The sequence below is a fragment of the Corynebacterium pilosum DSM 20521 = CIP 103422 genome (assembly GCF_000373805.1).
GTDB classification, from domain to species: Bacteria; Actinomycetota; Actinomycetes; order Mycobacteriales; family Mycobacteriaceae; genus Corynebacterium; species Corynebacterium pilosum.
Genome location: NZ_KB892438.1, coordinates 173,045 through 188,026, shown reverse-complemented (window position 1 = coordinate 188,026; position 14,982 = coordinate 173,045). Strand labels below are relative to the sequence as shown.

At 57.7% G+C, this 14,982-nt stretch carries 13 protein-coding genes and 1 riboswitch; of the genes, 10 read left to right on the top strand and 3 right to left on the bottom strand.

Features of this window, described 5'->3' with window-relative positions:
* The first annotated feature begins 49 nt into the window (after positions 1-49).
* The 3 genes from qcrC to qcrB are packed head-to-tail and all read left to right on the top strand — an operon-like array spanning position 50 to position 3,734.
* The gene (gene qcrC / locus B097_RS0100835) at positions 50-895 is read left to right on the top strand and encodes a cytochrome bc1 complex diheme cytochrome c subunit (protein WP_018580639.1); all 846 of its coding nucleotides are present in this window, start codon (positions 50-52) and stop codon (positions 893-895) included.
* Positions 892-2,115 carry a cytochrome bc1 complex Rieske iron-sulfur subunit gene (qcrA, locus tag B097_RS0100830; protein WP_018580638.1) on the top strand — a complete coding sequence of 408 codons (1,224 nt, stop codon included), beginning with the start codon at positions 892-894 and terminating at the stop codon, positions 2,113-2,115. Before qcrC ends, qcrA begins: the two co-directional genes overlap by 4 nt.
* Positions 2,115-3,734, top strand: a complete 1,620-nt coding sequence (gene qcrB, locus B097_RS0100825; RefSeq protein ID WP_018580637.1) for a cytochrome bc1 complex cytochrome b subunit — start codon at positions 2,115-2,117, stop codon at positions 3,732-3,734. Before qcrA ends, qcrB begins: the two co-directional genes overlap by 1 nt.
* A gap of 124 nt (positions 3,735-3,858) precedes the next feature.
* On the opposite strand, the gene B097_RS0100820 is transcribed toward qcrB, so the two are convergent.
* The 3 genes from B097_RS0100820 to B097_RS0100810 are packed head-to-tail and all read right to left on the bottom strand — an operon-like array spanning position 3,859 to position 7,725.
* Positions 3,859-4,809 (bottom strand): LacI family DNA-binding transcriptional regulator, encoded by a 951-nt coding sequence (locus tag B097_RS0100820; protein WP_018580636.1) that lies wholly within the window; start codon positions 4,807-4,809, stop codon positions 3,859-3,861.
* Positions 4,810-4,855: 46 nt separating this feature from the next.
* Positions 4,856-6,346 (bottom strand): DASS family sodium-coupled anion symporter, encoded by a 1,491-nt coding sequence (locus tag B097_RS0100815; protein WP_018580635.1) that lies wholly within the window; start codon positions 6,344-6,346, stop codon positions 4,856-4,858.
* Positions 6,347-6,366: 20 nt separating this feature from the next.
* The gene (locus tag B097_RS0100810; RefSeq protein ID WP_018580634.1) at positions 6,367-7,725 is read right to left on the bottom strand and encodes a class-II fumarase/aspartase family protein; all 1,359 of its coding nucleotides are present in this window, start codon (positions 7,723-7,725) and stop codon (positions 6,367-6,369) included.
* Positions 7,726-8,261: 536 nt separating this feature from the next.
* Positions 8,262-8,440, top strand: a riboswitch (cyclic di-AMP (ydaO/yuaA leader).
* A gap of 10 nt (positions 8,441-8,450) precedes the next feature.
* Between B097_RS0100810 and B097_RS0100805 the strand changes: the two genes are divergently transcribed.
* The 7 genes from B097_RS0100805 to B097_RS12230 all read left to right on the top strand — a co-directional run bounded on the left by B097_RS0100805 (position 8,451) and on the right by B097_RS12230 (position 14,947).
* Entirely contained in the window at positions 8,451-9,194 is a 744-nt protein-coding gene (locus B097_RS0100805) for a C40 family peptidase (protein WP_018580633.1), read from the top strand.
* Positions 9,195-9,502: 308 nt separating this feature from the next.
* A complete protein-coding gene (locus B097_RS0100800) occupies positions 9,503-10,549 on the top strand; it encodes a C40 family peptidase (RefSeq protein ID WP_018580632.1) in 1,047 nt (348 codons plus the stop codon).
* Positions 10,550-10,561: 12 nt separating this feature from the next.
* Positions 10,562-11,677 (top strand): glycosyltransferase family 4 protein, encoded by a 1,116-nt coding sequence (locus tag B097_RS0100795; protein WP_018580631.1) that lies wholly within the window; start codon positions 10,562-10,564, stop codon positions 11,675-11,677.
* 43 nt (positions 11,678-11,720) lie between these two features.
* Positions 11,721-12,692 carry an ROK family protein gene (locus B097_RS0100790; protein WP_018580630.1) on the top strand — a complete coding sequence of 324 codons (972 nt, stop codon included), beginning with the start codon at positions 11,721-11,723 and terminating at the stop codon, positions 12,690-12,692.
* A gap of 11 nt (positions 12,693-12,703) precedes the next feature.
* Positions 12,704-13,438: a lysophospholipid acyltransferase family protein gene (locus B097_RS0100785; RefSeq protein WP_018580629.1), complete on the top strand. Its 735-nt coding sequence runs from the start codon at positions 12,704-12,706 to the stop codon at positions 13,436-13,438.
* 129 nt (positions 13,439-13,567) lie between these two features.
* On the top strand, positions 13,568-14,728 hold the full coding sequence (locus B097_RS0100780) for an acyltransferase family protein (RefSeq protein ID WP_018580628.1): 1,161 nt from the start codon (positions 13,568-13,570) through the stop codon (positions 14,726-14,728).
* A gap of 6 nt (positions 14,729-14,734) precedes the next feature.
* Positions 14,735-14,947, top strand: coding sequence for a hypothetical protein (locus B097_RS12230; RefSeq protein ID WP_018580627.1), 213 nt, complete (start codon positions 14,735-14,737; stop codon positions 14,945-14,947).
* The last annotated feature ends 35 nt before the right edge of the window (positions 14,948-14,982 follow it).

Genomic DNA, 14,982 nt, shown 5'->3' with positions numbered 1-14,982 from the left:
ACCATTGGGTCTGAAAACGAATCAATACATAGTCGCTAAAGGGAAAAAGATGGAAAAGAACCCGAAGAAGGTGCGCAACCGCAAGGTTCGTCGCACAGTCGCCGGTGCCGCGGCCCTGACCGTTGGCCTGACCGGCGCAGGCATCTTGGCCTCGGCTCTGACCCCTGACGCGCAGGTTGCGACGGCTCAGCGTGATGAGCAAGCATTGATCCAAGAGGGCAAGGACCTCTACGACGTTGCTTGCATCACCTGCCATGGCGCGAACCTGCAAGGTGTCAAGGACCGTGGCCCTTCGCTGATCGGCGTCGGCGAGGGTGCCGTGTACTTCCAGGTGCACTCCGGCCGCATGCCGATGATGTCGAACGATGCTCAGGCAGAGCGTAAGCAGCCTCGCTACACCGAGCAGCAGTCGCTCGCTCTTGCCGCATATGTCGCCGCTAACGGCGGTGGCCCAGAGCTGGTGTACAACGAAGACGGCACCCTCGCAATGGAGGAGTTGCGCGGTAAGAACTACAACGGACAGATTCAGTCTGAAGACGTCGCCCGCGGCGGCGAGCTGTTCCGTACCAACTGCGCGTCCTGCCACAACTTCACTGGCCGTGGCGGCGCTTTGTCCTCCGGTAAGTACGCGCCTGTGCTTGACCCTGCCAACGAGCAGGAGATCTACCAGGCTATGCTGACCGGCCCGCAGAACATGCCGAAGTTCTCTGATCGCCAGCTGACCGCTGACGAGAAGAAGGACATCATTGCCTTTGTGAAGTCCTCGAAGGAGACTCCAAGCCCTTCGGGATACGCACTCGGCGGCCTTGGACCTGTCTCTGAGGGTCTTGCTATGTGGATGATTGGCGTCACTTTGATCGGCGCCGCTGCTATGTGGATTGGATCGCGCTCATGAGTAACGACGTAAACAAGAATTACACCGACCGCGAGCTCGACGCGATGTCCAATGCTGAGCTGGCAACGCTCGGCACCGAGATGGATGACGTAACCATTGCGTACCGCAAGGAACGTTTCCCCATCGAAAACGACCCAGCGGAGAAGCGTGCAGCTGCCGGAATCAACATCTGGCTAGCAGTCTCGATCATCTCTGGTATCGCCTTCTTGGCTGTATACCTCTTCTGGCCGTGGGAGCCTAAGTTCCACGGTGACGAAGGCCTGGGCGTGTTCTCTCTGTACACTCCTCTTCTGGGTCTCACTTCCGGTTTGGCTCTTCTCGGCCTGGGTGTCGCAATTATCCAGTACGTGAAGAAGTTCATTCCTGAAGAGGTAGCAGTGCAGCGCCGCCATGACGGTTACTCGTCGGAAGTCGACCGCCGCACCACTACCGCTTTGCTGACCGACGCGTGGGAGACTTCCACGCTTGGTCGTCGCAACGTGATGAAGGGTCTCCTCGGCGGTGCCGGTCTCCTCGCAGGCCTGGTCATCATCGCCCCACTGGGTGGTGCGATCAAGGATCCATGGCGTCCACGCCACGAGATGAACTACAACGGCGACGGAACCCTGTGGACCTCTGGTTGGGATCTTCACGACCAGGGTGTCAAGCTGTACCTCGCACGTGACACCGGCGCGATTGCCGAGAAGCACGAAGGCGAGTCCGGTAGCCATTACTCCACAACTGGTGTTTCCCGTCTGGTCCGTGTTCGTCCGGAGGAGATCGCAGCCGCAGGTATGGAAACCGTATACCCACTGGCTGCAGAAGACGTCAACGATGGCGATCTCTACGATCCGTCCCGTGATGTCTACGAGAACCACATGCACTCCATCCACGGTCCTCGTAACTCTGTCATGCTGATCCGTCTGCGTTCCGACGATGCAGCAAAGGTCATCGAACGTGAAGGTCAAGAAGACTTCCACTACGGCGACTACTACGCGTACTCCAAGATCTGTACGCACATCGGTTGCCCGACCTCGCTGTACGAAGCACAGACCAACCGTATTCTTTGCCCGTGCCACCAGTCGCAGTTCGACGCACTGCAGCACGGCAAGCCAGTCTTCGGCCCAGCAGCGCGTGCACTTCCACAGCTGCCACTGGAGGTTGACGAAGACGGTTACCTCATCGCCCGTGGCAACTTCATCGAGCCACTCGGCCCTGCTTTCTGGGAGCGTAAGTCGTAATGAGCACTAAATTAGGAAAAGCCGCGAACGCTGTTGATTCGCGCACGACAATCGCGGGCTTTCTGCGCCCGCAGCTGAACAAGGTATTCCCGACTCACTGGTCGTTCATGCTTGGTGAGGTAGCTCTCTATAGCTTCATCATCTTGCTGCTAACGGGTATCTACCTGGCGCTGTTCTTTGATCCTTCGATTACGAAGATCATCTACGACGGCGCATACCTACCACTGAATGGCGTGGAAATGTCCCGCGCCTACGCAACGGCCCTTGACATCTCCTTCGAGGTGCGAGGCGGCCTCTTTGTCCGCCAGATGCACCACTGGGCAGCTCTGCTGTTCATGATGTCCATGGTGGCGCACATGATGCGTATCTTCTTCACCGGTGCGTTCCGTCGTCCACGTGAAGCTAACTGGATCATCGGTTGCACCCTGATCCTGCTGGGCATGGTCGAAGGCTTCATGGGTTACTCCCTGCCAGACGACCTGCTCTCCGGCGTTGGTCTGCGTATTATGTCTGCGATCATCCTGGCTGTCCCAATTCTGGGCACCTGGGTCCACTGGGCTATCTTCGGTGGCGACTTCCCGTCCGATCTGATGCTGGACCGTTTCTACATCCTGCACGTGCTGGTCCTGCCTGGTCTGATCCTGGCGCTAATCGCGGCACACGTCCTGCTGGTCTGGTACCAGAAGCACACCCAGTTCCCTGGCCCTGGCCGCACCGAGAACAACGTTGTCGGCATCCGCATTATGCCGGTCTTCGCAACGAAGGCTATCGGTATGGGTCTGATCGTGTTCGCAGTGCTGGCAGCAATGGCAGGCCTTACCACCATTAACGCCATTTGGAACATTGGTCCTTACAACCCATCGCAGGTCTCTGCAGGTTCTCAGCCTGATATCTACATGCTGTGGACTGACGGCGCAGCACGTGTTATGCCGGCATGGGAGCTCTACATCGGTAACTACACGATCCCTGGCGCATTCTGGGTGGTCGTCATGGCCCTGATCATGGTGGTCCTCCTGTTTGCTTACCCATGGATCGAAAAGAAGTCCACCGGCGACAACGCTCACCACAACCTGCTGCAGCGTCCTCGTGACGTTCCAGTTCGTACCGGCATCGGTGTCATGGGTATCGTGTTCTTCCTGCTGCTGACTCTTTCCGGTGGTAACGACCTGTTCGCATACCACTTCCAGATCTCGCTGAACGCGATGACCTGGGTCGGTCGAATCGGTCTGATTGTGCTGCCTCCGATCGCGTACTTCCTGACGTACCGCATCTGTGTTGGCTTGCAGCGCTCCGACCGTGAGGTTCTGGAGCACGGCATCGAGACCGGTGTTATCAAGAAGCTGCCAAACGGTGCCTTCGTCGAGATCCACCAGCCGCTGGCAACTGACGCTGAGGGTAACGCTATCCCGCTCGAGTACACGGGCGCTCGCGTTCCGAAGCAGATGAACCAGCTTGGTTACTCTGACTCCGAAACCTCCGGCATGTTCAAGGCAGATGATCCAGAGCTCATGGCACGTCGCGCACAGATCAAGCGCGAGAACCACCATGAGGAAATGGAAGCCCTGCGCCGCATCAACGAGGAGAATCGCCGCGAAGACGAGCAAAAGGGTCTCAACTAGCCCACGCTAATGAATAAGCGCTCACAGCGACCGCCCTGCCCTCACAATGAGGGACAGGGCGGTCCTCTTATCTATATGCGGTAATCAAGATCGCCCTGTGGAGACCATGTATGTTGTCGAGAGATTATGAGAGAGATCCACGAGAGATGAGTGCTCCAGGGAGGAAAAGCCGCTCGGGCGCTCCTGTCCCATCCATGAGGCCGCGTAGAATCCGGACCGCCTCTGTCCCCATCGTGGCGCGAGGAGGCGTGAAACAGGTAATGCCAGGGCCGATCAGGGAGTACCACTCCGGATCACCATATGCTGCTACTCCAACGTCATCTGGGATTCTTAAACCTCGGTCTTTTAACTCTGCCGCGACGCCGGCCATAAGCCTAGGGGAGCCGACGATGAGAGAATCTGCGCCGTCGTCAAGTGCTTGTGCCGTTAACTTTCGACCGGAGGCCGCCGTGTAATTGCCATAATGTAGCTGTGCCTCGGGAGCAGATGCGAGAATTCCTCCGGCGCGGGTGGATGTGGTGGATAAGCGAGCGTCGCCTAGGAGAGCGTGGACGCGCTGGTATCCAGATGAGACCGCCATCGCACTGAGATCACGGAAGCCCGCGAAATCATCACAAGCCACGAGAGCGGCGTTGTCTCCTAGCTCATCGCGCGTCAGTTGGACCGAAGGAATGTCGTGGATGGTGCTGAGGCCTGGGACTGGCACATGGATGAGTCCGGCGACCCTTTGCGCGTCCAGAGTCGCTAAAGCGCGCTCTTGTTGCTCGACATCCGGTGCAGCATAAACGAGTAGATGGTAATTAGCTTTAGCCAACTCAGCATGGATAACCTCCGTAGCCTCGGAATAGAATTCGTTGATAAGGTCCGGAAGAATCACTCCCACCAAGTTGGTGCGCTTACTACGCAAGGCCTGGCCATAGGGGTCGGGGCGATAACCCAACTGCCGTGCTGCAGTTGTTACCTTTTCGCGTGTGGCCTTTGAGACGGAACCGCGCCCCGACAATGCGCGGGACGCGGTTCCGTAGCCAACCCCGGCGGCCTCAGCGACATCACGGAGGCTGGGGCGGTTAGTCATGGTGGCGGCTCCTGTGGTTCGACGGGATCAGCCGTCAATTGTAGTCTCACCAGATGCCGATGAGGTTCATCCAGGCTCCACCCACGACAATCCAAATGCTCAGCGACACCACACCAGCGATTGCTGCTGTGCGCCACCATTCTCCGACGGTGATGTAGTTGAGGCCGAATAGTGTTGGTGACGCGCAGCCAGCGTATTGGGTTAGAGAAGTAAACAGGTTTGACGTGTAGGCCAGCAGAAGGGCTGCCAGTAGCGGGGGAGCGCCGAGCGCAATAGCTGCGCCAAGGAATGCGATATACATCGCGGAAATATGCGCCGTCGCCGAGGCAAAAAGATAGTGGCTGAAGAAGTAGATGAGAACCAACAGAACAAGCGCTGGAATCCAGTGGATGTCGCCTAAGCCTGAAGCGATGAGCTCGGAGATCCAGCCAATAAAGCCGTAGGCCGAGAGGGCTGTTGCCATCATGTAGAGCACCGCAAACCAGACCATGGTATCCCAGGCTGCGTGCTCATGGGTGATGTCTGACCAAGTCAGCACTCCAGCGATGAGTAATACGATGACTCCGACGAATGCAGTGGTGGTCGCTGATATTCCGAATACAAGGTCTCCGACCGTCCACAGCAGCAGTAATAAGACGAACGTCGCGGTAAGAACCTTCTCTCCGTACGTTAATGGGCCGAAACTATCTACTTCTCGGGCGGCCATCGCTTTGACCTCTGGCGTATCTTTCAACTCTGGAGGATAGACCTTGTAGACAACCCAGGGTACGACGATGAGAGCAACCAACCCTGGAACTATCGCTCCGAGTGCCCAGTTTGTCCAGGTTAGTTCGACGCCGACTTCGCCGGCGAGGGAAGCCATCAGTGGGTTTCCGGCCATCGCTGTTAAAAACATGGCACATGTGATCGCGTTGACTTGTCCAACGTTGAGGGCAAGAAACGCTCCGGCACGTCGCCGAGTGGGCCCCGGCTGGGAGTCGTATGTGAGAGCGACAGAACGCATTACCGGGGCCATGATGCCGCCGCCTCGAGCTGTCGCGGAGGGGATTGCGGGTGCAAGGACTAAGTCCGCTAGGGCGAGGCCGTAGGCGACACCTAACATTTTGCCGCCGACCTTGGAAACAAACCAGTAGGCTAAACGACGACCAAGGCCTGTCTTAATGAAACCACGGGAGATAAGGAAGGCCATGACGATGAGCCAGATCGTGCCGTTGGCAAAACCCATTAGCGCATAAGGCTCGCCAGGCTCCCCGGCAGTCAGGGGTAGAAGGCCCGTAAGTACCCCAATGATCATGCCGATGATCGTCACCGCACCCATTGGCATAGGCTTAAGAATGATGGCGACAATAGTGGCAACGAAGAGGCCAAACATGCGCCAGGCCTCCGCAGAGAGTTCCGCAGGATGCGGCGAGAACCACAGTGCTATAAAGATAGCGGCCGGCACTCCGAAACCCACGACGAGATTTTTCCAATGGCTGGGCGCGGGTGCGGAGACCGTTGTCGGCGAGTCATCAGCGGTGGTTGTTGAGGTACTCATGAGCGTTACTTCCTTAGCTGCTAGTTACGCGAAGCGTTCCAGCGTCCGACGGCAGTCTCCACGATGCCGGTGGCTTCGCCAACGTAGTCTGCTGGTTCAACAAATTTCTCTGGCAAGAGGTCAGCTACGCCGTGCTGCTCGGCGATAATGGGCAGCTCCTCATGCAGCGTCGTCTGAGTCTCGCGAGCCTTGGTTGCCGCTTCATACACGAGATCGTGCGCCTTTTCCCGTCCCATTGCGGGAGACAATTGCATCATCTGTGCTTCCGCCATGATGAGACCACCGTCAAAATTCAAGTTAGAGCGCATACGTTCCGCATTGACGCGCATGCCCTCAGCGACGATGATCGCCTCATCGAGAGATGCGCCGGCGAGGTTACCGAGAGTAGGAATGATTAGCCACTCGCCCTGCCACTCACCGGCGGCAGGCTCATGACCGGACTCTTGCAGGCGTGGAAGCGAGGACGCCAGCGCCCCCGCGACCGTTGCGATACCGATCATAAGCTCGGAAGAAATAGGGTTGACCTTCTGTGGCATTGTCGAAGAGGCGCCACGGTGAGAGTCGTAGGGTTCAAGTACCTCACCTACCTCTGTGCGGGAGAGATCCACGATGTTGCGTCCCAACTTGGCTACGGTTCCGCTAATCGACGAGCACATCCAGCCATAGTCACCGAGCACGTCACGCCCAACGTGCCAGGGAACAACTGGGTCCGAAAGCCCTAAGATTTCAGCCATGTCGCGGCGTACTCGGGGCGCGGACTTGCCTTGTGCGGCGTTGTTACCACCCGCGCCGAAGAGGGAGATGACCTTCACTCGGGCAAGAGCTTGAGACAGGCGTTCACGCTGGCGGCGAACTTGTTCGAGATAGGTGGCCAAGGTGGCACCGAATGTCGTTGGGATAGCTTGCTGCGCGTGCGTCCGTCCCGGCATAACTGTGGTCTTGTGTTCCTCGGCACGTGCAGCGAGGGCATCTCCGAAACGTACGAGTTGCTCGTCGATAGCTTCAAGGGAAGCGCTCATCTGCAGGGCCAGGCCAGTGTCCATGATGTCCTGGGTGGTGGCGCCATAGTGGACGCGTCCATTCGGGCCCTCGGGTAGATGGGCGGAGATCTGTCGAACCAGCCCCAGGATTGGATAGCCGACATTTTTCGCGTCGGCCCAGAGCTTTTCGCGGTCGATGTTTTCCAATACTGCGGCTTCATTGATTGCGGAAGCGTCTTCCTCGGTGATGACACCGTTGCGAGCTTGCGCGCTCGCTAGGGCGCGTTCTGTAACAAGCCACGATTCGATAGTTGCGTCCGATGAGAAGATCTCAAGCTGGCGAGTGTTACCTGCATACTGCCAAAGCTGTGAGAAGGGGGCCTTGTCGGTGGGATACATAGTGATGACTCCTAATGTAGAAAACCAATTGGATACGATTCCAACGTAGAATTGGAATCGTATCCAAAATGTGCACCGAAGGGAAGGCGGAGTGCGCAAAGTCACGAATGTTGGCCAGGGAATTCATTTGGCTCGGCTTAGGAGTCCTGCTTCCGTTGGGGCTAGATAACGGAACGGTAAAAACTGGTGTTTATGGTCGACGTATCGGGCCCTGGAGTCCCGCGTTACCGCCCAAAAGGTAGCCAAACCTGATCTATGTGAGAAACGTCACACTGCTGATTGAATCTTCGAAATTTAATGAAACTTAGTTTGCGAAGGTCTTGAGTTGGTTAACTGCCGTCCCGGAAGGCGCAGGTCACAACGTTTTTACAAAGCCGAGCTTGAAAGTTTTAGTGACATGCCAATTAGCGAAAAGAAAGTGATTGCCGCAAAAAAATAAATGACAGAAAGATAACGGGCGCGTCACTGGACAAACTTTGTTGCAGTTTCGTAACCTTATCGAGACATTGCGACCAACCGGACGCAAAGTACGAACTGAACATATATTGCCGAATCTCGTTCGGGCATCAACGCCAGAGCGGGAGCCGGGGACCCAATTGATATCCCTGGGGTGAATTCCTTAGTAGGGCAGGCTCCGCCTGGAGCTGCAAATAAGGAAAGGTGATTTCCTCACCGAACCCGTCAGCTAACTCGGTAGGCATTGCAGGAAGATATGGAGATTATTCGTGGCTAAGCACCGTCGCCAGGACAAGAACACTACACGCAAGGTCGCTGCAGTTTCCGCAGCGGTCATGGGCTCGACGCTCCTGGTACCAGCTACCGCGTCCGCAGCTGAGGTTACCGTCCCAGGTACCCCTGTTTCCTTCGACGTTCCAGGTATTGAGAACGTTCCAGGTATTGAGAACATCCCAGGTATCCAGCAGTGGATCCCTTCCATCCAGACCAACAACGCGTACTACGGCGATGTGCGTTCCGCTATCTCCCAGGTCCGTGCCATCCCCGGCGCAACCCAGATCCCAGGCTTCGCAGCTTTCCTGGATCAGCTTGAGGCACAGCACGCACCTGCACCAGCTACCTATGCAGCTGCCGCAGCGGCTCCAGCGCCAGCGCCAGTCGCTCAGCAGTCCACCGGCCAGAAGATCGTGGACATCGCACGTTCGAAGATCGGATCCCCTTACGTCTACGGTGCAGCGGGCCCTAACGCCTTCGACTGCTCCGGCTTCACCTCCTGGGTCTATGCTCAGGCGGGTAAGAGCATCCCACGCACCTCCGGTGCTCAGGCAGCAGACGGCCAGAAGATTCCTCTGGACCAGATCCAGCCAGGCGACATCGTCGTTTACTACGGTGGCGCATCCCACGTTGCTATCTACGCGGGCAACGGTGTCATGATCGACGCACTGAACTCCGGCACCCCAGTGGCTGAGCGTCCACTGCACTACATGCCAATTCACTCGGTCGTCCGTTACTAAGTGATTTTTTTAACCTACGTCCCTCGGGCGTAGCGACGACCCACCGGGCACCCCTTCCCAAAACGCAGCAAGACAGCTTTGCGTGTGGTGAAGGGGTGCTTGCTTTTTGGGCCGAAGTTAACCGGCGGTATCACAGCACGTTGACAGGGTTTTCGGAGGTGGCAGAGTTGCGACTGTAGCAGGTGTGATTTGGGCGCAAATTCAGTTCGAAGGCACTTTGCTGAACACGTTAGAAGCGCTATAGTTACTTGGGTTAGCATCTCGTTTGACTTAGCGAAATTTAAGTTTCTTTTTCAAGAGAGGATACTGTGGCCAAGCATCGCGCACGGAAGCGTTCTCGTTTCACCTCCCTGGTCCCGCCACTTGCGGCAGCGGTCGTCGCAACCAACGTTGCACTACCGTCGTCGAACGCCCAAGACGTTGACGGTTTGATCTCGCAAATGGAAGACGTCTCTACCGAGGCCGGTGCCAAAAACGAAGAGGTCAAGCAGCTTGAGGAAGACGTCAAGCGCGCGCAGGAGAGCTTGGATCGCCTCAGTGCCGAAGCGGACGCAGCGAACGCGGCAGTTGCATCTGCCGCGGGAACCCGAAATAGCTTCCAGGACGACGTAGATGGTGTTGCGGTGTCGAAGTACCGCAACGTCCAGAACGATCCGCTCATCTCCACTTTGGAATCGGGCAACCCGCAGACCGTCATTGACCGCGCTGCTTACCTCGGCGCGATTTCCCGTAACACGGAGCGCACCTTGGCCCAGCTGCAGGATGCGAACATGACAGCTGTGCAGAAGGCGAACGCCGCCAACATTGCGGTAGCGGAAGCGGAGTTCTACCGCAACCAGCTGGACGCGAAGCTTCGACAGCTTGATCAGGAGCGCCAAGAGCTCGAGGCTCAGGTCCGCGAGATCGAGAACCAGGTGAATTCCCTGGAGGGCGCTGAACGTGATCAGTGGCTGAATAAGAATGACCCAATCGCGAACCCGCTGCCTGATCTTGCATCCTTGGACGGTAACCCATTGGCAGGCGGAGTCGTCGCCGCGGCGATGAGCAAGCTTGGTTCGCCGTACGGCTGGGGAGCTGCAGGGCCAAATCAGTTCGACTGCTCGGGGCTGATGTACTGGTCCTACGCGCAGAACGGCAAGTCCATTCCGCGTACCTCGCAAGCTCAGCTGGCCGGTGGTCAGTCGGTGCCACTATCGCAGCTGCAGCCAGGTGACATCATCGGCTACTACCCAGGTGTGACCCACGTCGGCATGTACATCGGCAACGGCCAGGTTGTACACGCATCGGACTATGGCATTCCTGTGCAGGTAGTGCCGTATGACTCGATGCCGATTCAGGGCGCTTCCCGCTACTAAGCTGCGTCTGCAATGGCAACGCTGCTTGTGACGAATGACTACCCACCAACTGTTGGTGGGATTCAGTCGTACTTGCGGGACTTCCTTTCCACGGTGGATCCAGATGAAATTATGGTGTTCGCTTCCACCCAAGACACCCAAGCAGCTGCCGAGTATGACGCCGCCAGCGCCTACCGTACAGTCCGGTGGCCGCGATCTGTCATGCTGCCAACGCCCGCAACAGTCGCGCGGATGCAAGAGCTCATCCGCAAACACAAGATTGAAACAGTGTGGTTTGGTGCCGCCGCGCCCTTGGCCTTAATGGGCGCCGCGGCGAAGCGTGCCGGGGCAACACGAGTGATCGCCACGACTCATGGCCATGAGGTGGGGTGGTCGATGCTTCCTTTCGCACGCCAGGCGTTGACGTTCATCGGACGACATGCGGATATAGTCACCTATATTTCCCAGTACACATTAAATCGATTCCGCAGCGCCTTCGGCCCCTCGCCGCGATATGTACATCTTCCTAGCGGGGTTAACACTGATTTCTTCCGGCCGGCCACCAAGAACGAGGTTGCTAAGACACGTCAGAAATGGTCCCTCGGTGGTGGCCCGGTCATTGTGTGTGCATCGCGCCTGGTTCCTCGCAAGGGGCAGGACCAACTGATCCGGTGTATGCCACAGATCCTTGAGAGTTTCCCAGACGCCCACCTTGTCATCGTCGGCAGGGGCCGGTACCGCGCCGCACTTGAAGCCTTGGCTGCGGACATATCGCACGCAGTCATGTTTACTGGGGCGGTCTCTTCCGAGGACATGCGTGACTTGGTCGCAGCCGCAGATATCTTTGCGATGCCCGCCCGCACGCGTGGGGGCGGGCTCGATGTGGAAGGCCTCGGCATCGTGTACTTGGAGGCCCAGGCGTGTGGCGTCCCTGTCATCGCCGGCAACTCGGGTGGCGCGCCTGAAACGGTCACCCCTGAGACCGGGCTGGTCGTCGATGGGGCCGATACCTGCGAGATTACATCAGCCATTGTGTCGCTTCTCGACGATCCACTGCGCCGTGCGCGTCTAGGCCAAGCAGGCCGAGCCCACGTGCTTGAGCATTGGACCTGGGACCTGATGGGGCAACGGTTGAACAGCCTGCTCTAATGCGGGTTGTTCATACTCTCAATCACTGGGCAAGATACTGTAGATGGTTATGGAATTCTCACCTCCTTCCAGTGGTGTGCTCACAGTCGGTTTTGACATCGGGGGCACAAACACCCGCGCCGGTGTTGTCACGGCGTCGGGCAAAATTATTGACCATGCGTCGGTACGCACCCCCGAGACGGCCGCGGAGATGGAAGAAGCCATCGTCGAGTTGACGGAAAGGCTGCGCGCCCGCCACGAGATCGCGGCCGTTGGCGTAGCGGCAGCAGGCTTTCTCGATACTGCTGGCGAGATCATCCGTTTCGCGCCACACCTTCCGTGGCGCAACGATGCGCCAGTGCGCGCGATCCTGCAGGAGGCCATCGGCCTTCCGGTAACCCTCGAGCATGACGCGAATGCCGCGGCCTGGGGTGAATATCGTTTTGGCGCGGCCAAAGATATTGAAACGTGGGTGCTGTTCGCGGTGGGCACTGGCATCGGTACCACGTTGATGCACCGTGGTGAGATCTATCGCGGGGCCTATGGCACTGCGCCGGAATTCGGGCATATTACTGTGGTCCCCGGGGGTCGGGTGTGCTCCTGCGGTAAGCAGGGGTGTTTGGAGCGTTACGCGTCGGGGACAGCCTTGATTGATACGGCTGTGGAGATTGCTACACAAGGCTGTTACGAGTACACCACGCTGTATCGGCGCGTCGTCGGAAAGCGTGCAACGGGCGACGACATCATGAAGGCTGCCCGTAACGGGGACTCGCTTGGGCAGGCGACGGTGGACAATTTCGCAGAGTGGTTGGGCCAGGGGCTATCCATCGTGGCTGATGTCTTAGACCCAGAGCTCATCGTGCTTGGGGGAGGGGTCAGCGAGGACGCGGACATGTTCCTTCCTAAGGCAGAAGAACACCTGGCATCGAATATCGTTGGGGCGGGCTTCCGGCCGTTGCCCCGGGTTGTCGTCGCTGAGATGGGGCCGGAGGCGGGTATGATCGGTGTGTCTGATCTCGCCCGTAACAGCCTGTGAGGAGCAGCCCTGTGCAAAACAAGTGGTACTGGTTCTATAAGCATATTCTTCTTGGACCATTGGCATGGGTGTGGAGCCGGCCCGACATCGACGGGCTAGAGAATATCCCGAGCGAGGGCCCAGCGATCATCGCCTCTAATCACCAGTCGGTGTATGACTCATTCGTTTTTCCGCTTGTGTGTGAAAGGCAGCTGACCTTCCCGGCGAAGGGCGAGTATTTCACCACCCCTGGATTGAAGGGGCGGTTGCAAAAATGGTTCTTTACCTCGGTCGGTCAAGTCCCCGTCCATAGGGGTGAGGAAGGCGCGGGTGACAATATGCTCAAGGCTGCCCACGAGGTCCTCGATCGTGGTGATTTATTCGGGATTTATCCTGAGGGTACGCGGGCACCAGACAAGCGCATTTACAAGGGAAAGACGGGCATGGCTCGTGTGGCGATGAGCTCCGGGGCTCCCGTCGTGCCTTTGGGCATGATCAACTCCGCGGATGCGAACCCGATCGGTTCGTACATCATCAGGCCGGTCAAGGTGAAGATGCGCGTGGGTGAGGCGATTGACCCACACGAGTGGGCGCGCGCCAATGGATATGATCCAGACTCCAACGAAGTCATGCGCCCATTTACTGACTATGTGATGAAAAAGCTGACCGAGCTTACCGGGTTCGACTACGTCGATATGTACGCCGGCGACGTGAAAAAGTCCCTTGAGGAAGGCAAAGGCTACCCACCAGAGGCGCGTCGACGCTAGCTTTTCGCCCCTTTTCCTGCGCGTGGTGTGCAGAAATTGTTTGGTTTCCGCAGGTGAACGCGGTAGCATTACACATGTTTTCAACATAGTGCTAACAGGGGCAGCGCAGGATAGGCGGGAGGCAGGACCATGACCAAGCGTTTAGCATGGCCGGACGTCGCCAAAGGTTTATCCATCATCGGCGTGTGCGTGCTACATGTCACCTTGCTTGTTCCGGGCTCCAAAGACACGTTGCTGTGGCAGGCCAATACTCTGCTTGACCCCCTGCGCATGCCACTATTTTTCTTGGTGAGTGGCCTTTTCTCAAGCAAGGTCTTGAACTTTAGCCTGGGCGAGCTGTTCCGACGGCGCCTCTGGTTTTTCATTATCCCGTACCTCATCTGGGTGCCCATCGAAGTCACGGTGACCAATGAGATGCGGCAGCTCGCCGGCATCTCGCAACCGTTTACGCTCATGGAACACCTGGGCCTGATCGCGACCGGCCGCAACATGGCCTGGTTCCTCTACGCGTTGGTGCTGTTTAACCTTGCCCTGTGGCTAACGAAGAAGCTGCCGTGGTGGGGCACAGTGCNGGTGGCGCTCAGCCCAATACTGCTGATTCAGCTTCACCACGATGTTCCGATCGTGGCGAAGGCAATCATGTACTTACCGATCTTCCTGGCCGGTACCTACCTACGTCACCCGATCAAGCGCTTTGCGACGACCGCCCTGACACCGACGCGGCTCATGTTCGCACTGGCGGGCTACCTGTCTGCGGTGGCGTTTGTGATCGCGTGGAACAACTTCATCGGAGAGAACTACTCGGTCACTGTCCCAGTGCCTTTGATCGGCGACCTTGACCACTCGGCGCTACAGCTTCTGGTGAACCAGCTGCATTACATGCTGATGCTCCCGGCTGGTGTCGTCCTTGCCGTCGCTCTGGCCCAGGTTCCGGGCCTGTCGCGCGGATTGCAATTCCTGGGTCGCAACACGCTGCCGATCTACTTGGGTCATCCGATTATGCTGACACTGCTGATTTCCTTCCCGCGAGAGATCTACGACCTCCCCATCGGAATGGAGGGGACCGGGTTCTGGATGTCCACCCACGTGTGGATCGTCCTCAGCCTTGTCGCGTGTGCTATCGGCGGGGTGGGCATGTGGCTGCTCGGCAAGATCCCTGGACTACGCTGGACCCTGTATCCGCCGAAGCTTCCGGAACCGGCGCAGACACGTAAGACAGTACCGTCTGCTCAGTCAGTCGCCCACAGCGACAGTGACCAGACACAGCGGGCACAAGCAGAAGGGAATTAACGACGAATGGGCCGCTCCATTGTCATCAAGGTCATCATCGCAGCTGCTCTTTTCGTGGCGTATATCGTCGCGGCGGGACTTGGGGTGCCGAATACGATCACTGGCCCCGTCTTTTGCATCGCCATCGCGCTGGTGTTGTTCTTTCCGACGAAACGTCAGAACCCTGACACGGCAGATAAAGTAGAGACGGCAGACAACGTAGTCGATTCCACCCCTTAAAGCACAAGACTAGAAATGTGAGTGTGCCTAACTCC

Bases quoted from the DNA above. Each gene is read 5' to 3' on its own strand.
- B097_RS0100795 (WP_018580631.1), top strand. From the start codon at position 10,562: ATGGCAACGCTGCTTGTGACGAATGACTACCCACCAACTGTTGGTGGG.
- qcrC (WP_018580639.1), top strand. From the start codon at position 50: ATGGAAAAGAACCCGAAGAAGGTGCGCAACCGCAAGGTTCGTCGCACA.
- B097_RS0100815 (WP_018580635.1), bottom strand. From the start codon at position 6,346: ATGAGTACCTCAACAACCACCGCTGATGACTCGCCGACAACGGTCTCC.
- qcrB (WP_018580637.1), top strand. From the start codon at position 2,115: ATGAGCACTAAATTAGGAAAAGCCGCGAACGCTGTTGATTCGCGCACG.
- qcrA (WP_018580638.1), top strand. From the start codon at position 892: ATGAGTAACGACGTAAACAAGAATTACACCGACCGCGAGCTCGACGCG.
- B097_RS0100790 (WP_018580630.1), top strand. From the start codon at position 11,721: ATGGTTATGGAATTCTCACCTCCTTCCAGTGGTGTGCTCACAGTCGGT.
- B097_RS12230 (WP_018580627.1), top strand. From the start codon at position 14,735: ATGGGCCGCTCCATTGTCATCAAGGTCATCATCGCAGCTGCTCTTTTC.
- B097_RS0100810 (WP_018580634.1), bottom strand. From the start codon at position 7,725: ATGTATCCCACCGACAAGGCCCCCTTCTCACAGCTTTGGCAGTATGCA.
- B097_RS0100820 (WP_018580636.1), bottom strand. From the start codon at position 4,809: ATGACTAACCGCCCCAGCCTCCGTGATGTCGCTGAGGCCGCCGGGGTT.